Consider the following 20,604-nt stretch of genomic DNA (forward strand, 5'->3'; position numbering starts at 1 on the left):
TTTTCTTTAGAATTAAGCGTTACCTTTTGCTTTTTTGATTACCGCTTCTGAAATGTTAGAAGGCGTTTCAGCATAGTGAGAGAACTCCATTGTAGAAGTAGCTCTACCTGATGACAATGTTCTCAATGTTGTAACATAACCGAACATTTCTGATAATGGCACATCAGCCTTGATAGTCTTAGCACCATTTCTGTCACCCATGTCATTAACCTGACCTCTACGACGGTTCAAGTCACCTACGATATCACCCATGTTTTCTTCCGGAGTGATAACTTCGATTTTCATGATTGGCTCAAGGATAACAGCACCAGCAGCTTTTCCAGACTCTTTGTATCCTAATTTCGCAGCTAACTCGAAAGAAAGCGCATCAGAATCCACAGGGTGGAAAGATCCGTCCAACAAAGTAACTTTAAGGCTATCTACTGCATAACCAGCCAAAGGCCCTTGTTTCATTGCTTCTCTGAAACCTTTTTCTACTGCAGGGATATATTCTTTAGGAACGTTACCACCTTTAACTTCATTAACGAACTGTAATCCAACAGGAACTTTTCCGTCAACTTCGTCAGCTGGTTCGATTCTAAATACGATATCACCAAATTTACCACGACCTCCAGATTGCTTCTTGTAAACCTCTCTGTGCTGAGCCGGTCTGGTGAACGCTTCTTTGTACTCTACCTGAGGCTCACCCTGGTTAACTTCCACTTTGAACTCACGTTTCATACGGTCGATAAGGATATCCAGGTGAAGCTCACCCATACCAGAAATAATTGTCTGACCTGAAGCCTCATCTGTTCTAACTGTAAACGTTGGATCTTCTTCAGCCAATTTAGCCAAAGCCATACCCATTTTGTCTACGTCAGCCTTAGTTTTAGGCTCAATAGCGATACCAATTACCGGATCAGGGAATTTCATAGATTCAAGGATGATTGGGTGTTTTTCATCACACAATGTATCTCCTGTTTTGATATCTTTAAATCCAACAGCAGCTCCAATATCTCCAGCCTCGATAAATTCGATTGGATTTTGCTTGTTAGCGTGCATCTGGTAGATACGGGAAATTCTCTCTTTGTTTCCTGAACGGGTGTTCAAAACATAAGAACCAGCATCAAGACGTCCGGAGTAAGCACGGAAGAACGCCAAACGACCTACGAATGGGTCAGTAGCAATCTTAAATGCTAAAGCTGCAAACGGCTCTTTTACATCTGGCTTACGCATAATTTTTGTTTGGTCTTCTTCCAACAAATCTGCATCATCAGGATGAATTCCTTCGATACCTTCTTTGTCTAGCGGAGAAGGCAAATATTTACATACAGCATCCAACATGAACTGAACTCCTTTGTTTTTGAAAGAAGAACCACAGATCATAGGAATGATAGCCATATCAATTGTAGCAGCACGTAATGCCTTGTTGATTTCTTCTTCTGTGATAGAGTTTTCGTCCTCCATGTATTTGTCAAGAAGATTTTCATCATACTCGGCCACAGCCTCGATTAAAGTAGAACGGTATTGTTTTACTTCGTCTACCATATCAGCAGGGATATCAACGATATCAAAAGTAGCTCCCTGAGTTTCATCATGCCATATGATAGCCTGATTTTTCACCAAGTCAACCACTCCTTTGAAATCCGCCTCATCACCAATTGGCAATGTAATAGCAACAGCGTTAGATTTCAACATATCTCTAACCTGTTGGCATACGTTCAAGAAGTTAGAACCTTGACGGTCCATTTTGTTAACGAATCCCATACGTGGAACTCTATATTGGTCAGCAAGTCTCCAGTTAGTTTCAGACTGAGGCTCAACACCATCAACTGCACTAAACAAGAAAACCAATCCATCCAATACTCTTAAAGAACGGTTTACCTCAACGGTAAAGTCAACGTGCCCAGGAGTATCGATGATGTTAAAGTGGTAAGGCTTACTTTCCGGAAGAAGCTTTCCTTGTACAGTTGGAAAGTTCCACTCACAAGTTGTAGCAGCCGAAGTAATTGTGATACCTCTTTCCTGCTCCTGTGCCATCCAGTCCATTGTTGCAGCACCATCGTGCACCTCACCAAGTTTATGTGATTTTCCAGTATAAAAAAGAATACGCTCCGTTGTTGTTGTCTTACCAGCATCAATGTGAGCAGCAATTCCGATATTTCTTGTATATTTTAAATCTCTAGCCATTTCTTAAGGATTAAAATCTAAAGTGAGAGAATGCTTTGTTTGCTTCAGCCATCTTGTGAGTATCCATTCTCTTCTTAACAGCAGCACCTTCTTCTTTAGCAGCAGCTAAAACTTCAGAAGCTAGTTTTTGAGCCATAGATTTCTCGTTTCTTCTACGAGCATAAAGTATCATCCACTTCATTGCCATAGAGATTTTACGGTCTGGTCTGATTTGCATCGGGATTTGGAATGTAGCACCACCAACTCTACGGCTACGTACTTCTACGTGAGGCATAACGTTAGTTAAAGCATCTTTCCAGATTTCCAATGAAGATTTTTCTGCATCTTGTTTCTTGTTTTCTACGATATCCAATGCATCATAGAATACTTTGAAAGCAGTTGATTTTTTACCGTCCCACATTAAGTTGTTCACAAAACGCGTCACTAACTGATCGTTAAATTTTGGATCTGGTAAAAGAGGTCTTTTTTTGGCCTGTCTTTTTCTCATGTCTTGAATTTTAGTCTAAAGTCTAAAGTTTAAAGTCGTAAAGAATATTTCTTTCAACCTTCCGCCTTCGACATCGGACTGATTAAAAAATTACTTTTTTGCTTCTTTTGGGCGTTTTGCACCATACTTAGATCTTCTTTGCGTTCTTCCGGCAACACCTGATGTATCAAGCGCACCACGAACGATGTGGTATCTAACTCCTGGTAAATCTTTTACCCTTCCACCCCTAACTAATACTATCGAGTGCTCTTGTAGATTGTGTCCTTCTCCTGGGATGTAAGCATTCACTTCATTACCATTTGTCAAACGTACACGCGCAACTTTACGCATTGCAGAGTTTGGTTTTTTTGGTGTAGTAGTGTAAACACGCGTACAAACCCCTCTTCTTTGAGGACAAGAATCTAAAGCAACCGATTTACTCTTCTTAGTTATCTGGGTTCTTCCAGTTCTTACTAATTGTTGAATTGTTGGCATAATTAATACTAATATATATTATGATTTAATTTCCCGCTTTTTACGGGGTTGCAAATGTAGCAATTATTTTTTTTTAAACAAACGTTAATTCATTAATTTTCAAACAGATTAACCTAGATTTAATTTTTGTATATTATTCGTTGCTTTTTTGCGTTACTTTTACCGTAGTCAGACAACAGTCCGAAAAGCTTTATTCCCATTCTTATAAATCCTGAGAAATTCCGGAATAAAAGCAAAAAATCCCGTATCGTTGTTTTTAACAATTATAGTATTTTGAACCGATTTTTTTTTCTTCTATTCTGCATTTTATTCAGCTTAAATTCTTTGGGCCAGAAACTTCATTTAAAAATTACATCGGATTCGCAAAGCGATTTGAAAACGATTGACTCCATTGGCTATTCCAAAAAACACAGCAATGCCAAAAGTATCGTAGAGGAAGCCAATAGCCTTTCGGAAAAACTAAAACGTTTCGGTTTTCTTGAAAACGAAATTCAGGAAAATAAAAAACAGGATGACAGCACTTTTTTATTCAAATTTCGCTTGGGGCAGAGAACCCGTTTTATACATATTTATTTAGGAAAGGATTCTGAACTACGGAAATTAGGAATCGTAGAAAGCCCCGGAGATACACTAAAACTCCCTTTGGGGGAAACGGAAAGTTTTCTGAACACTACACTAAATTCCCTGGAACGAAAAGGCTACTCTTTAGCCAGGCTTCAGCTTATCAATCTAAAAAAACAGAAAAACATCCTACTTGCCGACTTGAATTTCCAAACCGAAAAGCAACGACAGGTAAATGATATTGTAATTAACGGTTATGAAAAATTTCCTGAAGGACATAAAAAAGAAATCAGGCGCCGTTACCGCAACAAAGTTTTTAACCAACAAAATCTCAAAAACATACACGAAGATTTTAACCAATTTCAATTTGTAACCCAAACCAAATATCCTGAAATCCTTTTTATGAACGACACCACCAAGGTGTATGTCTATCTGGAAAAATCAAAACCCAATCGTTTTGACGGATTCATAGGTTTCGGAAATGACGATAAAGGCGACTTAAAAATCAATGGCTATCTTGACCTGTTATTGGTCAACTCGCTAAACGTAGGTGAACGATTTAATCTGTACTGGAAAAGCGACGGCAACGACCAAAAGACTTTTAACGCCAATATCGAACTCCCTTATATTTTCAGAAGCCCCTTGGGAATCAAGGCTCAGCTAAACATTTTTAAACAGGACAGTACGTTTCAAAATACGCAGACCGCTATCGATCTCGGATATTACTTTAATTACAACACAAGATTATATGTAGGATATCAATCCACAGAATCAAATGACATCCAGAACCTCAACAGTTCGACTTTGAAAGATTTTGACAATGCTTTCATCACCTCTAATTTTGAGTATACGCGATTCAAAAACGATGATTTTTTATTTCCGGACAAAACATTACTCAATATTAAGGCTGGCGTAGGAAGTAGAAATTCCGAAGCTTCAAAGAACAGCCAGTTCTTTACCAATGTAGACCTCAGACACAATCTTTATCTGAATGACAAGAACATTATAGCACTCCGGAGCCAGAACTTCCTGCTGCAGAGCGACAGCTATATCACCAACGAGCTTTTCCGTTTTGGCGGGATAAATTCCATCAGAGGATTCAATGAAAACAGTCTTCAGGCCAATCTTTATTCTTCTATACTTACGGAATACAGATATGTTTTGGCACCAACAATCTATATCCATTCCATCATTGATTTCGGATATTATCAGGACAAGACTACAGATAACGACGGAAATCTTCTTGGACTGGGATTCGGATTTGGATTGCTGACCAAAAATGGACTTTTCAATATTGTATATGCTAACGGCAGTACTGGCGAACAGCAAATAAAACTTTCCAATTCAATCGTCCATATTAGCTTTAAGGCTAAATTTTAACATTAAGAATACATATATTACAATATAATAAAAACAAAATTAAAAAAACTATAGGTTTGTTAAGAAATATTTAAGAAATTTGAATTAACTAATTCAAACCTATATCTAATGAAAACAAAGTTAAACGGCTTGTTAACGCTTGTCCTGGCGTTAATAATGCAGATTTCTTTTGCACAGGAAAGGACAATTTCTGGTACAGTAAGTGACCAAAGCGGACTGCCCCTTCCCGGGGTAAGCGTAACCATCAAAGGAACAACAATGGGTACTCAAACCGATTTTGATGGTAAATTTCAAATAAAAGCTTCACCTCCCGACATTTTAGTTTTCAGTTTCATCGGCATGACCACAAAAGAAGTTATGGCTACAGCCAACGATTTCAACATTGTAATGGAAGACGATGCAACCCAGCTTGAAACTGTCGTGGTAACAGCTCTTGGAATAAAAAGAAATCCAAAAGAACTGAGCTATTCCACTCAAGTCGTAAAGTCTGACGAATTAAATCAGGCCAAGGCCGTAAATGCAGCCACAGCGTTAGTTGGAAAAGTGTCCGGTTTACAAATTAATACCATAAACAGCGGTGTCAATCCACAGACCAGGGTTGTATTAAGAGGTGCCAGATCCATTTCAGGAAACAACGAAGCACTGATTGTAATTGATGGTGTGCCTTCTGCCCTTAGCACTTTGAGTGAATTGAACCCGAACGACATTGAAAGCACTACTATCCTAAAAGGTGCCAATGCTGCGGCCTTATATGGTTCTGCGGGTTCAAACGGAGCAATCATGATAACTACCAAAAAAGGACGAAATGGTAAAATGACTTTGCAATACAACTCGACTATAACTTTTGAACAGGTTCAGTTCATCCCGGACAGGCAGACAAGATTTGGTCAAGGCTGGGCAGGAGAACTTGACCCGGTTGAAAACACTAACTGGGGAGCGCCATTAGATGGCTCATTAGTTCAGGTTGGACCGGAATTGCCGGATGGATCTATCAGAGAATTTAGCTATGTAGCCCGAAAAAACAATATCAAGGACTTTTTTAATGTTGGAACTACAAAACAAAATGGCTTTTCTATCTCACAAGGCGATGAAAATGGTAATTTATTCTTCTCTGCTCAGGATGTAAAAACAGAAGGGATTATTCCTGGTGATCTTTACCACAAAAACACCTTCCGTTTAAATACAAGCAAAAATTCCGGAAATTGGTCGGTTACAGGAAATGTTTCCTATTTTACTGATAAAACAGATATCGCAGGAAGCCTTACCGGCTCTGATGACGAAAGCAGCTTTTTTACAGATACAGAAAGTGGCCGAAGCCTTTACAGCCAACTTTTGCAAACTCCTATCAACATTCCTTTAGAAGTATACTCTCAGGGAGATTTACAGGATTACTTTACAAACTATGCTTATAACCCTTATTGGATTCTGAAAAATTCACGACGTATTTCTTCTACAGAGCGTTTTCAGGGATCGGTTGATTTAGGTTATAAGATAAACGATTGGTTCAATGTTTTATACCGCGGAGGTGTAAGTATGTTGAGTTCTGATTTCAAACACACCAATAACGGCCATGTTTTCACAGATGGCAGTGGTAGGGAAGATTTAAACCAGGGTGTTTCTGACGGTTCGAATTTTGAGAGAAGAATTAACAGCGACCTGATGCTTAACTTTGATTTCAACCTGACTAAAGATATTACAGCCAAAATCATTTTGGGGAACAATATCAGGGATATCCGAACAAAAGAAATCGGAATACGCGGTGACAATTTAGTTGTTGAGGGATTATATAATGTTTCTTTAAGAACAGGTGAGCTTCGTGGTGTTGAATTCAATTCCCGTTTAAGAAGCATCGGTCTATACGGAAGCGCCGAACTGGGCTTCAAGGACTTTTTATTCCTTAATGTTACCGGAAGAAATGACTGGTCGTCTGCTTTAATCAAAGAAAACAACTCCTACTTCTACCCTAGTTATGGTATTTCATTCATTCCTACATCAGCTTTCCCTGAACTAAAAGGAAATGTTTTGAATTTTGCAAAGTTAACCGCAAGTTATACCAAAGTAGGAAACTCTACTTCCGCTTATGCGAACCAAAACACCTATGTCCGCTCTGTAGGTTTCCCTTATGGCGATCTGACATCTTTTAATTTGAGCAATACAGTTGCTTTAGCAGGATTAAAGCCGGAGTTTACTACATCAAAAGAATTTGGTTTAAATCTTGAATTCTTCAACAAAAGAATCTGGCTGGATGCGAGTTATTATATTTCAAACTCTACTGACCAGATTATTAATGCAGCAGCATCTTCATCATCTGGTGCCACAAGAGCTTTGCTAAATGCGGGGGAATTACAGACGAAGGGGCTTGAATTAGACCTGGGCTTTGTGCCAATCCAGACCGAAGATTTCAGCTGGGATTTCAGAGTAAGCTATAGTGCTCCAAAAACCGAAGTAAAAAGCTTACTACCTGGTGTTAACGAACTTTCTTTAGGTGGTTTTTCTACTGCCGGAGTTTATGCTGTTGTAGGACAGGAATATCCTATTATTAAAGGAACCGCTTATGAAAGAGACGACCAGGGCAGAGTAATTATCGACCAGGCAACAGGAAACCCAATCCAATCATCAGCTTTGAAAAATCTGGGAAAAACAACTCCTGATTACATCGTTGGCCTTTCAACCAACTTTAATTATAAAGGATTCAGACTTTCTGCTGTTTTTGATTACAGAACAGGACACGTATTTTATAATGAAATAGGTCAAATGCTTGATTTCACAGGTTCGTCAGTACAAAGTGCACAGACAGGAAGGTTACCATTCGTATTCCCTAACTCTTCTTACCAAACAGCACCGGGAGTATATACTGCCAATACAAGCATTCCAACTTCCAGCGGAGGACAACCTTTTTGGGATTCGGTTTACAGCAACATTGCAGAAAACTATGTGATTGATGCAACAGCTTTCAAATGCCGCGAAATAGCACTTAGCTATTCATTCCCTAAAAAAGTATTAGACAACTCTCCTTTTGAAGGCATTACCATTGGAGCAAACGCACGCAACGTATTCATGATTTTGCCTAAGGCAAACCGATATACAGATCCTGAATTTGGATTTACTACAGGAAATGCTGTTGGGGTAGGAACCGTAAATGAAGTTCCTCCAACCAGAAGCTACGGTTTCAATGTTACATTAACTTTCTAATTCAAGAAATGATGAAAAATATATTCAAAAAAAGCTCCTTATTAATTGCCTCTTTTTTCTTGCTGTTTTCCTGCAGCGATTATTTGGACATCAATGAAGATCCAAACAACCCCACTAATGTAAAGCCGGAATTACTTCTGGCAAGCGCTCAAAATTCAGGAGCAAGAAAACTCAATGTAAGAATGAACCATGTGGGTAACTTTATGGTTTACAACTGGTCAAATAACATTGAAGAATTTATTGCCTATCAGGATGAGATGCAATATATCGTAAACAGTACATTCTATGATGACACCTGGGATGACCTGTATTTGACCTTGGCTAACTTTCATAAGATTGAAAAGACATCTTTAGAAAACTACGAAAATTATCAGGCAATCGCCAAAATAATGAAAGCTTTCTATTTCCAGTATCTTGTAGATTTATATGGAGATATTCCTTATACTGAAGCATTGCAACGTGATTTGGAACTGACTCCTGCCTATGATGACGCAGAAGCTGTTTATGATGATTTAATTGTGCAATTAGATGCAGCAATCGAACTTATCAAAAACGCACCTTCTTCTGCATTGGATCCTGCCAACAATGATATCATGCTTCACGGAGACATGGATGAATGGATAAAATTTGCCAACACCGTAAAGATGAGAATCCTTATCCGTCAATCAGGAATGCCTTCGAAACAGGCCTATATTGCCGATAAGTTCCAAGACATCATTGATGAAGGCAGTGGCTTCATAACTGAAAACGTAACCAACAATCCCGGCTACATTACGAGTACCGGAAAAATGAATCCGTTTTTTGAAACTTATGGAACAACATTATCTGGAAGTCCAACAAGTGACAACAGAGCAGTAAAAGGTACGCAATATACTATTGACTATCTTAACAGTACAAATGACACCAGACTTGAAAAAATCTATGCCCCAATTCCTGGCGGAGGTTTTGCCGGAATAAACCAGGGTGCTCCAGACGAGCAAGGAACAGTGGTTGTGCCATACTCAGGATTAGGAAATGGAGTACTTAAAAACTTTACCCAGGATGCTTATATTTTAACAGCCGCAGAAAGCTATTTCCTTCAGGCTGAAGCAGTAGCAAGAGGCTATATTGCCGGAAGTGCTCAAAATCTCTATGAATCAGGAATCGAGGCCTCATATGAAACTTTAGGGCTTACAGCTGCTCAGGCAAACACTTACTATTCACAAGCTACCAACCTTGTAGGATGGAATGCTTCTGCAGGAAATGAAATCGAAGCCATCATAACACAAAAATGGATTGCCTTAAACAGTATTAACGGTATCGAATCCTGGATTGAATACACCAGAACCGGATTCCCATCAGGCATTCCGTTATCATTAATTGCAAGCAGACCACAACGTCCAATTAGATTAATGTATCCTAACTCAGAATATGTGGCCAACTCTGCAAATGTTCCTAACCAGACAACGGATGACGCTTTTACATCACCTATTTTTTGGGATAACTAATTAAAATGTGAAACATGAAAAAAAATAAATTCAAATTCGCAGCTATTGCGATCATATTGGCCCTGTTCTCATCTTGTCTTGTAGATGATGATGTGACAGATTTTGGTGCCGGGACGAACCTTGTTGACTTTCCGTCTGGCTCTATTGACGGAACATTTGATATTGGAATGGACGAAGCAGAATTTCAGGTTCCTGCCCGTTTAGTAGGTGGTAACGGCTCGGCTGCTCCATCAGATATTGTAGTTACGTATGAAGTAGATCCCGCCAAGACAACAGCTGTTGAAGGCACAAACTTTGTCATTTTAAACAACGGGACATTTACATTCCCGGCAGGAGAAACTCAGGCCACATTCCCAATCAAGATACTCCCTTCTTCATTGGACCCTGAATTACCTGTTCCATTGACTATTGCCCTGAAACTGACTGCTGCTACAGGAAGTTTCCCAGTAGGAGTTTCTACAAAAGAATCTACAGGCACTATCATAATCAACCTGAAACCATTGTGTCCAATTACAGATGATCTGTCAGGAACACATACCTATACTCAGACATCGATGCAATATGGTGATGGAGAAGGAACAGGTACAGGAACGGGAATTGCGGGTACTATCAGCGGCACAGTAACATGGACTGAAACCGAACCAGGAAAATACAGTCTTGACGATGCCTCATTCGGATTGTATGGAGCTATCTACGACGATGACCCTGCTGTTGGCCCTGACGGCGCCTTTTTAACATGGGTATGCCGTGAATTTCTTTTCAGCGGTTCGGACCAGTATTCCGATACTTTCACCTATAACATTGTCAGTGTTACAGGACCTGTTATGGTCTTTACCTGGAGAAATACATGGGGTGATGGCGGTACCGTTACCTTAACCCGTGAAGGCGGCGTTGATTGGCCGGATATCTTCCAGACCAACTAATTAATCAAAACAAGTATAAAACAAAGGCCGGCAGAATCGAATTCGCCGGCCTTATTTTATTTCTTTACAACTTTATCCTATCTTTGCCACCATGGAAAAAGGACATCAAATTTTTGGAATCAGAGCTATCATAGAAGCTATTCAGGCAGGAAAAGAAATAGACAAAGTATTTATACAGAAAGACGCTCAGGGTGAATTGATGAAAGACTTGATGAAAGTCATGAAGCGTGCCGGAGTAAATTTTTCTTATGTGCCTGTAGAAAAGCTAAACAAACTAACTCCAAACAACCATCAAGGTGCTGTTGCCACTATTGCGCCGGTTTCTTTCCACAATCTTGAAACGCTTATAGAAACTGTGATGGACAGCGGAAAGACTCCCCTTTTCCTTATTTTGGACCAGATTTCCGATGCCCGGAATTTTGGGGCTATTATCCGTACTGCAGAGTGTACCGGAGTCGATGGAATCATCATTCAAAAACAGGGTGCCGCTCCGGTTAACGGAGATACCGTAAAAACATCAGCAGGTGCTGTTTTTAATGTTCCAATCTGTAAAGTAGAACACATCAAAGATGCTATTTTCCATCTTCAGGGATCAGGCATAAAAACTATCGCCGCTACAGAAAAAACGGATCAGAACATTTATGACTTGTCACTAAACGAACCTATAGCCATCATCATGGGTTCTGAAGACCGTGGGGTGAATCCTTCCGTTTTGAAAATTGTAGATGAAAAGGCCAAGTTGCCAATGTTTGGAACTATTGCTTCCCTGAACGTATCGGTTGCCTGTGGCGCTTTCCTTTATGAAACAGTAAGACAGAGAAGTTAGGTATTCTCTTCTACCCCATCTTCATTATTTTCCTGACTCTCTTCTGAATTATCACGGACAATTGTATAAAAGACATTATAATTGGATCTGAAAAAATCCTCATTGCCTGTTTCATCATCAACATCAGGTTTTGGAAGATTTTGGAAATTGCCGTTTTCATCAAAATGCCTCATAAACATATCTTCTTCCGGATTAAAGTCAGGCCGTTCCCAATCATACACAATCGGTTTTTGATATTCCGGAGTTTTAATTGCCAATGAGAAAACATATCCTGTTATGAGTCCTGACAAATGGCCTTCCCAGGAAATTCCCTGCTGTACGTTTGGAAAAATATACCACACCATACCTCCATACAGCAGTATAATTGTTAGGGATAAGGCAACAAGCCTGTAATATCGGGTTTGTATTCCTTTAAAAAAGATAAAGCTGACCAAAACATAAATCAAACCGCTGGCTCCAATATGATAGGATTCCCTACCGATAACCCAGGTCAAAAAACCAGAGAGCAATATTCCATATCCAAGCACTGCCAGAGTCTGGTTTCTATAAAAGAAACGCATTGCTGCTATTAAAAGAAACAGCGGAATCGAATTATTATAAAGATGTTGGATATCGCCATGAAGAAACGGGCTGAATAAAATTCCCCTCAATCCGGAAAAAGTTCGCGGATAAATTCCAAATTCTGTAAGATTGAGTTTAAAACGTACTTCCGCCCAAAAAATAATCCACAAAAGAACTATGGAAAATAATGGCCAGGCCAAAACCGAAGGCGAGAATCGTAAATTTTTATCATCCATTGCTTTTAGGATTTTTTTTACCAAAAACTGTCAAAAACTTATCCACTTTTATTTTCGTGCTATTTTGTCAGCATTTGAAATCAGGCAAACTGTTTTACCTCTCATAAGATAAAATATAGGCCTTCAGAAATTTCACAAAAGTTTATGCTGTGTTCCTTAAAAAAAACTTCTTCAAATTCAGTAATTTTACAAAATGGAAGCACCGTTAGCAGAAAGAATTCGCCCGCAACAACTTGAAGATTATTTAGGTCAACCGCAACTAGTAGGCCCTAACGGGTCATTGACCCATCAGATTGCAAAAGGCATCATTCCTTCATTAATTTTTTGGGGACCACCGGGAACAGGAAAAACTACCCTGGCCCAAATTATTGCACAGGAGTCCAAACGTCCGTTTTATATCCTAAGCGCTATTAATTCCGGCGTAAAAGAAGTGCGTGATGTTATTGAAAAAGCCAAGCAAAGTGGCGGTTTGTTCACTGCCAAAAATCCAATCTTATTTATTGATGAGATTCACCGTTTCAGCAAATCGCAGCAGGATTCCTTATTAGCCGCTGTAGAAAAAGGCTGGGTAACATTGATAGGTGCCACAACTGAAAATCCTAGTTTTGAAGTAATTCCCGCATTACTGTCGCGTTGTCAGGTTTATATATTGAATGCCTTTTCAAAATCAGATTTGGAGGCGTTGCTTGAACGGGCTATGAAAACCGACGTCTATCTGAAAGAAAAAAACATTGAATTAAAAGAAACGGAAGCTTTATTAAGGCTTTCGGGTGGAGATGGCAGAAAGCTGCTCAATATTTTCGACCTCGTCGTTAATGCTTCCAACGATGAAAAAATCATAATTACGAATGATTCCGTACTAAAACTGGTACAGCAAAATACGGTTTTATATGATAAGACCGGTGAACAGCACTATGACATTATTTCCGCATTTATAAAATCCATTCGCGGTAGTGATCCAAATGGGGCCGTTTATTGGCTGGCCCGCATGATTGAAGGAGGTGAAGATGTCAAATTTATTGCGAGACGTATGCTGATTCTTTCCAGCGAAGATATTGGCAATGCAAACCCTACAGCCTTTATCATGGCAAACAATACGTTTCAGGCAGTTTCAACCATTGGCTATCCGGAAAGCAGGATTATTTTAAGCCAGTGCGCCATTTATCTGGCAACTTCGCCTAAAAGCAATGCTTCGTATACGGCAATTGGAAAAGCACAGCAAATAGTAAAACAGACAGGCGACCTGCCTATTCCGCTTCATTTAAGAAATGCACCAACAAAATTGATGAAAGAACTGGGTTATGGTGAAGATTATAAATATGCCCACGATTATCAAAATAATTTTGCGGAGCAGGAATTCCTTCCCGATGAAATAAAAAATACCCCTATCTATGTTCCGGGAAATAATTCCAGAGAACAGTCAACAAGGGAATTTTTAAAAAATCGTTGGAAAGACAAGTACGGTTATTAAAACTTAATCAAAAGTTTTTCTGAAACCGGCTTATCGTCTTTATAATATTCCAGTACCCATTCATTATTTTTTCTGATTAATGCCCCGTTAATGGTATCCGATTGCACTGTGAAATAGTCCGGGTGAGAAGTCTTGAAAATTTTGAATACCACTTTAGGTGTCTTATCTACCAATTGGTAGCCATTAGGAATTGGCTGCGCAAAAAGCATATTAGGAGTATCTTCCGGCTCTACAGAAGATTTAGGGGTTTCTACCTTTTTAGCTGATTCCGGTTTATAAACCGTTCCGTTATAGTTATATCCAAAAGTAAACAGTGATTTAAAAGCATCATTTAGCGCCTCAGGATAAGCAATTTTATACTCTTTAGCCTTGCTTAACCCAATGCTGCTTCTGCTAATTTCTACATTATTGCAATCTCTGAATACCACAACCACCTTTGTTGATAACAGCGAGCTTACTTTTTCTACGTTAACGAATAATCTGCTGCATCTTTCTCCTGCTGTTTCTAATGGTAGATCCTCATTGTCATAAAAAGCCTCAAATCCCATCTTCGTCAGATTAAATTTTGTAATTGTGTTGAGTCTGTACTCATTTTCCTCATTTGCAAAAGCAAATCTTACAGGAACGATAGCATATTTGTAATCATTTAATGAACGTTGTGCCAAAGCAGATAAAGAAACAAATAAGAAGAGTATTAGGATGTTTTTTTTCATAACTAGAGGTTTAAAGATATTTTTTTAAGGCCAGCAGATGGTTTACCTGCTTGATATTAGGGTTAGTTTCTAAATTGTGTTCGTTAAAAAAGATAGCGTCAAGCCCCACATTCAAGGCTCCTTCGATATCGGCTTCCAGATTGTCTCCAATCATGATGCTTGTTTCTTTGGCACATTTTGCCAAATCCAAAGCATAATTAAATATTTCCGGATGTGGTTTTTTTACACCTGCATTTTCGGAATTGGTAATGGTTTCAAAATAATGCACAATTTTAGAATTGACCAACTTATTATTTTGTATCTGGTGGAATCCGTTTGTGATGATATGCAGCCTGTATTTTGGCTTCAGGTATTCCAACAGTTCTATTGCCCCTTCATAGAGGTGATTGAACTGCGGAAGATAACTGATGTATTCTTCTGCTAAAAAATGAATCATTTCGTCATCGACCTCAATTTTCATATGGTCAAAAACATCTTTCAGTCTTCCATAGCGCAATTCTTGCTGTGTCACTTTATCATCCTGGTAAAGCTTCCAGTATTTAATATTTACGGGAACATATAACGAAATAAACTCCTGAATATCCACATTAACTTTGTGTTTCTTCAGGATGGTATCAAATGCTAACGCAGAATTCTTTTCAAAGTCCCATAAGGTATGGTCCAAATCAAAAAAAACGTCTGAAATTTTAGTTTCCAATTTATTTTCCTTTTACAATTACGGCATCTTCAATATGATAGATCCAATCTTCTACATCATTTTCATTTATACGGAAATTGCCTTCCAAAGTTACATACTGATCCGTTTTCAACTTTGGAGTACCTCCCCTGAACTTTATTCCCATAATGGTTTCCGGCCCTGCCTGTCCGCAGAAAAAGCAGGCTGCAAAAACATTTTTGCTGAGTGCATAAGTGGTATTGTCTATCGGGACAATGAAGCCTGACATGGCAATCCTCTTTTTGTTTTTTGTCTTTAAGGTAGAATTGATTATCGGGTACATGACACCTTCAGGATAATCCTTGGTTGTTTTTTTTACAAACTTGATAGCCCCCAGCAATTTCCAGTTTAAAGTATCGGTCACAATAAGAGATTTTGCTTCCGATTTAGAAAAAGCTTCTGCCTTTGGCAAAAAACCTGCCTGCTGTACTGAAAATGAATCTGATTCTCTTCCCTTTACATTCATATAAATTGCGCCTAAAAAAAGAAAAAGCGCTATGAAAAAATAAGTCTTACGCATTTGCTAAAGTTTTTGAAATATTCAATCGGTATGCTTTTATGGCAGGAATTGCTGCCGCCAATACTCCTACAAAGATAGTTACTATAAATAAAATTCCTTCTTTCTTCCAAACAAAAGCAAATGGATCAAAAGTCATTTTATATTCCTCATCTGTTGAAGAAGAAATTAAAAACAATGCTATCCTTCCAACAATAGTGCCGAAAATAAATCCGACAAAGCAAAGCAATATGCTTTCAAACATCACCAGGCTAAGCAATTGTATGCGACTGGCTCCGCCAACCCTCAGAAGGGCGAATTCGTATTTCCGTTCTTTCAATGTTGTATAAAGCGCTATAAAAATACTGATTCCGGATATAAGCATAATTCCGTATGCCAGATACTGTAAAGCCTGAAGTCCTATCCCGAATAAGGAAAACAGCCTGTTGATTTCGATTGCAGGAGAAGCTGCCTGCATTTTTGTATTCTGTGCAATCAATCTCGGCCAGGTTACAAAACCCATTTTATTCCTGAATTTTATCAATACGGCAGTTATTTCTTTCCCTTCTTCAGATACCGGCATTGCTGCTTCGTGATTGTGATGTTCGTGTTCATCGCCTTCAAAGTGAATATGTCCTTCTTCTCCATGTTCCGGATTTTCATCTGCATGCTCGTGGTTTTCATGCATAGCCCATACACTAGGGATGTTGCACAAAATCAGATTGTCGATTACTTTTCCGGTAGGACTCGCAATACCGCTGACTTTATAAGCAAATTCTTCATGAACCTCGCCTTCGGCCGCATCTCCATGCGACCCGAAAAACTTATCTCCTACTTTTATATTTAGTTTTTTTGCAATTTCGGCACCCACAACAACTTCAAAATCGGATTGAAATATCTTTCCCTGAGAGACGGTTGCCCCAAATTTATCAAGATAAGCGGGTGTTGTTCCTACAATTTTAAATCCCCTGTAGTTATCTCCAAAAGCCAAAGGTATGGCGCTTTTTACAAAAGGATGTTTCATCCATGTTTTTGCTTCGCTGTAACTAATATTGCCTGTTGGCGCATCAACCTGATATACTGAAGAAAGAATCAGCTGCAACGGACTTCCCTGTGCCCCCAAAACAACATCAACACCATCAATATTACTTGAAAATTGCTTTTCAAATTGTTCCTGAAGCAGAATCAATAATGAAATTATGGCAACACTTGCCGTCAGCAAAATAATACTCAAAATGGTATTCAAGGGTTTGAACCAAATATTTTTCCAGGCTAATCTGCCAATCATGCTAATGTAATTTGATTAGAAAAACGATCTTTTAGTCTTTGGTCGTGCGTAACAATAATGAGTGCTGCACCATATTCTTTTGACAATTGCGAAAGCAGGTCGGCTACCTTATAGGCATTCTCATCATCAAGGCTTGACGTGGGTTCGTCTGCCAAAAGCAATTGGGGCTCATTCACCAAAGCTCTGGCTATGGAAACTCTTTGCTGCTGCCCAATACTCAAACGTGATGTAAGCTTGTGTATTTGATCAGACAGTCCCAGTTCTGCCAAAAGTAATTTTGCTTTTTCGTCTGCCTTCCGTCCGGTTGCCAGCCAGGAAGAAAGAACAACATTTTCAAACACAGAAAATGCCTCTACAAAATGAGATTGCTGGAGTATTAACCCAATATTTTTGCCTCTGAATTTGTCCAGATTCTTATTGGACAGGGTTTCGATATTGACATCGCCTATACGGATAGAACCTGATTGGGCTTTCAGCAACCCACCCAAAAGGTGAAGCAATGTTGTTTTTCCTTTTCCGGAGCCGCCGGTAATCAAAAGTACCTCGCCGCTATTTAAGGAAATATCAGGGAAATTAAAATTTGCTTTCCCATTATAAGAAAAAGCCAGATTTTTAGTCTGAATCATAACTAAAGTCATTTCTGCAAGTGCCTGCAAGATACTGAAATACTTTAATATAAATTGTTAAGCCAAACTTATAAATATGGCCTTGAAAAGCGAATGAAACGAAACAACCAAAGTTGCTCCCGCTTAGAAGGTTAATATAATGACAGAAATGCAATTTTCAGAATTATCGGAAACATCAGATAAGAAATGGAGTTCTAAATTGAAAAGTCAGCTAAAATTAGGTGGAAAATAAGGGTTGTTAAGAAGTCCATTCTCATTGGCAAAATTGATTAGTTCGAGAGAATTTTTGACATCAAACTTTTGAAGCAGGTTTCTTCTGTGGGTTTGTATGGTTAAAAAACTTAAAAATAACTCTTCTGAGATTTCTTGTGTAGATTTCCCTTTTATTAATAAAGCCAATATTTCTTTTTCTCTTTTGGTCAGCCTCGGAATCGATTTTAAATCAGCTATCTGTATTTTATCCAACATAACCTGTACTTCTTTTCCAAATACGATTTTCCCTTTTGCCGCCTCTTTTATGCAATGGATATATTCATCATTTTTGGCTGTTTTTAATAAATAACCGGAGGCACCTTGTTTGATCATCTGTAATACAATACTTCTTTCTGCCTGACTGCTAATTCCCAATATAATCATTTTGGGATATTTCTTTTTCAAATCAAAACAAATATCGATTCCGTTATTATTTCCAAAGAAAATATCCAACAGCAGTACATCAATTTTGTGAATTGCTTCAAAACCATACAGTTCTTCACTTTGGTTAAAACCACCCAGCAGATTAAATTCTGTGTGGTTTGAAAAAAGTGTTGTCAACCCCTCAATAATCAAAGGATGGTCATCTAAAATGGCAATATTCAACTTTTTATTTTCCATAGTCTGTCAGACATCAAGTTCTATATTATAGGAAGTTCCTCCGGAACTACTTTCACAGTCAAGGCTTCCGTGTAAAAGTTCTATTCTGCTTTTTATATTTTTGATTCCAAGTCCCTGGTTTTCTTCAATCCCTGAAATATCAAAACCAACTCCATTATCTTCTATTGAAATATAAAACCGGTTGCCATTCTGGCTGCAAGAAACTAAAATCTGAGTGGCTTTTGAATGTTTTAGCGCATTGTTTAATAATTCCTGAACGATTCTAAAAATATTTGTTTGCGTAGTGAGCGGCATTGAATTATCAATTTCATACGAATGAAATTCTATCGAAACAGTATCAGAACGCAATGTAAAACACAAATCGCCAAGGGCTTTTTCCAAACCTAATTTCAGCAGAGATTCGGGAACCAAATTATATGAAATCTGCCTTAACTCAGCTATGGACGTTTCTAAAATAGTATTGATTCTGCTATCATTATAATCGTTTTTGTTTTGTGTATTTGCAAATATAATTTTCAAAGCCGACAGCTTACTGCCTATACTATCATGCAAGTCCCGGGCTACCCTTTTTCTTTCAGCTTCTTCTACATTAATCATGGTTTGCATGATTTCAATTTCTTTTTCCCTTTTTAAATTATTTAGTTTCTGAAAATGGTTAATTTCTTTTTGGGCTGTTATTTTCTTTTGGTTTTTTAAATTCTTCCAGATAAAATAGGTGACAGTCAATACGCAGATAAGGGCAAAAGACAGCAATAAAAGGAAGAGCATATTTTTTCTCTGATTTAATAGTGTTGCCTGTTTTTCGATAGTCAGCTCTTTTATCTTATTTTCATTTTCCAATTTATTGTATTTGGCCTCAATGTCTGCTATCTTTTCAGCCTCAAACATTTGACTCAGGCTATCTTTTAATTGAATGTATTGCTCATTATAGACATAAGCCTTTTCAAAATCATTTAATTTCCGGTAAATTTTAGACAGTTCATAAGAATAATAGGCCCTATCCTTAATATTCATTCCGTCGGTTTTAAAAATCTCTAGCAGTAAATCTTTAGCACTTTTAATTTTATTTTGAAGAATAAAGACCTCATATTTCATGAGTTTGAATCTTTGTTCCAGAGCAGAATCCTTATTCAGTTTTGACAGCTTTATACCATTATCATAATCCGAAATAGCCTGCTCATAGTTTTTAATCTCCTGATTCAAACTCCCTTTTGCAAAATAATATTCAATATATAACGATTTCAACGGATAGGATTTCAACAAATCTTCAGCTTTTTGCAAATATTCAAAAGCTTCATTCGTTTTTTTCTGAACAGATAAAACCTCAACATTAAACAAATACAATTCTATTAAATCCTCATTGTATCTGTTCTTTTTGCTCTTTCCCTGTTCCAAAGTACTGATTGACAGATCCAGATAATATTTTGTTTTGGCAATGTCTTCATTATTATAAAAAACAACGGCAATTAATTTATATAGATTAGACAGTTCCTGGCTATCCTTGCTTTTCTTTGCCACCGGAATCGCTTCCTTTACCAAAACCTCTATTGTTTGTAAGGGTTCATTTTCCCGCTGATATAGGAGTCCTATATTAAAAAGTATTTTAGACCTTAATATGTATATTTCCCTGCTGTTGTATTTTTTTAAGGCTTCGTCTGCTTTTCGGAACTTCTGCAGATTCTCTTTTGTCAGGCTAAAAAAAAGCGAATTATAATAACAGGAGAGGTCTTTTAAATAGCTATTGTTTTTTACTAATTCATTGCCCTTTTTTAAATGAATCTTTCCCAACTCTTTCTTATCTACATTTTTAGTACAAATATAAGCCAGCCTGTAATTCATAATGCAACGGAGACTGTCTGATTTACTGGTAGAAATTGCATTTTTCAGGCTATCAATTGTAACCTCATAATCATTTAATGTACTACTGCTTTGTGCGTGCGCAAGACTGCTTGCAAATAGCAGGAAAAAAAGATGCAATCGCTTCATTTTGTAGAGATAAGCTACAAATGTAATGACCATTATTCGGATTCTGAATAAAAGGCAGAAAATTACCTGATTTCAGGTAATCATATATACCTTTTTATGATTAGACGCAAATTAAACCTCCTCTATAAATTTGTCTGACA

General features: G+C 38.0%; 17 protein-coding genes. 6 read left to right on the forward strand and 11 right to left on the reverse strand.

What is annotated here, in order from left to right; translation table 11 throughout:
* Window positions 1-12 precede the first annotated feature (12 nt).
* The 3 genes from fusA to rpsL form a co-directional block, all read right to left on the reverse strand.
* Complete coding sequence (fusA, locus tag ASG38_RS07790; protein WP_056068843.1) at window positions 13-2,169, reverse strand: elongation factor G; 2,157 nt, start codon at window positions 2,167-2,169, stop codon at window positions 13-15.
* 10 nt (window positions 2,170-2,179) lie between these two features.
* Complete coding sequence (rpsG, locus tag ASG38_RS07795) at window positions 2,180-2,656, reverse strand: 30S ribosomal protein S7 (RefSeq protein WP_056068845.1); 477 nt, start codon at window positions 2,654-2,656, stop codon at window positions 2,180-2,182.
* 90 nt (window positions 2,657-2,746) lie between these two features.
* Window positions 2,747-3,130 (reverse strand): 30S ribosomal protein S12, encoded by a 384-nt coding sequence (gene rpsL / locus ASG38_RS07800; protein WP_007136570.1) that lies wholly within the window; start codon window positions 3,128-3,130, stop codon window positions 2,747-2,749.
* A 324-nt stretch (window positions 3,131-3,454) separates the two neighbouring features.
* Here rpsL and ASG38_RS07805 point away from each other — a divergent pair, with 324 nt between their 5' ends.
* From ASG38_RS07805 to rlmB, 5 genes are all read left to right on the forward strand, one after another.
* Entirely contained in the window at window positions 3,455-5,071 is a 1,617-nt protein-coding gene (locus ASG38_RS07805) for a hypothetical protein (protein ID WP_235498576.1), read from the forward strand.
* 108 nt (window positions 5,072-5,179) lie between these two features.
* Window positions 5,180-8,263, forward strand: coding sequence for a SusC/RagA family TonB-linked outer membrane protein (locus ASG38_RS07810; protein WP_056068848.1), 3,084 nt, complete (start codon window positions 5,180-5,182; stop codon window positions 8,261-8,263).
* An 11-nt stretch (window positions 8,264-8,274) separates the two neighbouring features.
* Entirely contained in the window at window positions 8,275-9,750 is a 1,476-nt protein-coding gene (locus tag ASG38_RS07815) for a SusD/RagB family nutrient-binding outer membrane lipoprotein (protein ID WP_056068850.1), read from the forward strand.
* Window positions 9,751-9,764: 14 nt separating this feature from the next.
* A complete protein-coding gene (locus ASG38_RS07820) occupies window positions 9,765-10,673 on the forward strand; it encodes a DUF1735 domain-containing protein (protein ID WP_056068852.1) in 909 nt (302 codons plus the stop codon).
* A gap of 91 nt (window positions 10,674-10,764) precedes the next feature.
* Window positions 10,765-11,499, forward strand: a complete 735-nt coding sequence (gene rlmB / locus ASG38_RS07825) for a 23S rRNA (guanosine(2251)-2'-O)-methyltransferase RlmB (protein ID WP_056068855.1) — start codon at window positions 10,765-10,767, stop codon at window positions 11,497-11,499.
* Here rlmB and ASG38_RS07830 read toward each other — a convergent pair.
* A complete protein-coding gene (locus ASG38_RS07830; protein ID WP_056068857.1) occupies window positions 11,496-12,296 on the reverse strand; it encodes a rhomboid family intramembrane serine protease in 801 nt (266 codons plus the stop codon). The two genes, rlmB and ASG38_RS07830, sit on opposite strands and share 4 nt — an antisense overlap.
* Window positions 12,297-12,489: 193 nt before the next feature.
* Here ASG38_RS07830 and ASG38_RS07835 point away from each other — a divergent pair, with 193 nt between their 5' ends.
* Complete coding sequence (locus ASG38_RS07835; protein WP_056068859.1) at window positions 12,490-13,767, forward strand: replication-associated recombination protein A; 1,278 nt, start codon at window positions 12,490-12,492, stop codon at window positions 13,765-13,767.
* Here the strand turns inward: ASG38_RS07835 and ASG38_RS07840 are convergent.
* From ASG38_RS07840 to ASG38_RS07870, 7 genes are all read right to left on the reverse strand, one after another.
* Window positions 13,764-14,480 carry a hypothetical protein gene (locus tag ASG38_RS07840; RefSeq protein WP_056068861.1) on the reverse strand — a complete coding sequence of 239 codons (717 nt, stop codon included), beginning with the start codon at window positions 14,478-14,480 and terminating at the stop codon, window positions 13,764-13,766. The genes ASG38_RS07835 and ASG38_RS07840 overlap by 4 nt on opposite strands.
* 10 nt (window positions 14,481-14,490) lie before the next feature.
* Window positions 14,491-15,177 (reverse strand): YjjG family noncanonical pyrimidine nucleotidase, encoded by a 687-nt coding sequence (locus ASG38_RS07845; RefSeq protein WP_056068862.1) that lies wholly within the window; start codon window positions 15,175-15,177, stop codon window positions 14,491-14,493.
* A gap of 1 nt (window position 15,178) precedes the next feature.
* Window positions 15,179-15,715: a hypothetical protein gene (locus ASG38_RS07850; protein WP_235498577.1), complete on the reverse strand. Its 537-nt coding sequence runs from the start codon at window positions 15,713-15,715 to the stop codon at window positions 15,179-15,181.
* Window positions 15,708-16,979 (reverse strand): FtsX-like permease family protein, encoded by a 1,272-nt coding sequence (locus ASG38_RS07855; RefSeq protein ID WP_056068864.1) that lies wholly within the window; start codon window positions 16,977-16,979, stop codon window positions 15,708-15,710. The genes ASG38_RS07850 and ASG38_RS07855 overlap by 8 nt, the downstream gene beginning before the upstream one ends.
* Window positions 16,976-17,605: an ABC transporter ATP-binding protein gene (locus tag ASG38_RS07860; RefSeq protein WP_056069097.1), complete on the reverse strand. Its 630-nt coding sequence runs from the start codon at window positions 17,603-17,605 to the stop codon at window positions 16,976-16,978. The genes ASG38_RS07855 and ASG38_RS07860 overlap by 4 nt, the downstream gene beginning before the upstream one ends.
* Before the next feature lie 207 nt (window positions 17,606-17,812).
* Window positions 17,813-18,478, reverse strand: a complete 666-nt coding sequence (locus tag ASG38_RS07865; RefSeq protein WP_056068866.1) for a response regulator transcription factor — start codon at window positions 18,476-18,478, stop codon at window positions 17,813-17,815.
* A 6-nt stretch (window positions 18,479-18,484) separates the two neighbouring features.
* Window positions 18,485-20,497: a sensor histidine kinase gene (locus ASG38_RS07870; RefSeq protein WP_082482182.1), complete on the reverse strand. Its 2,013-nt coding sequence runs from the start codon at window positions 20,495-20,497 to the stop codon at window positions 18,485-18,487.
* Window positions 20,498-20,604 lie beyond the last annotated feature (107 nt).

Source organism: Flavobacterium sp. Leaf359 (assembly GCF_001423985.1).
Classification (GTDB): domain Bacteria; phylum Bacteroidota; class Bacteroidia; order Flavobacteriales; family Flavobacteriaceae; genus Flavobacterium; species Flavobacterium lindanitolerans.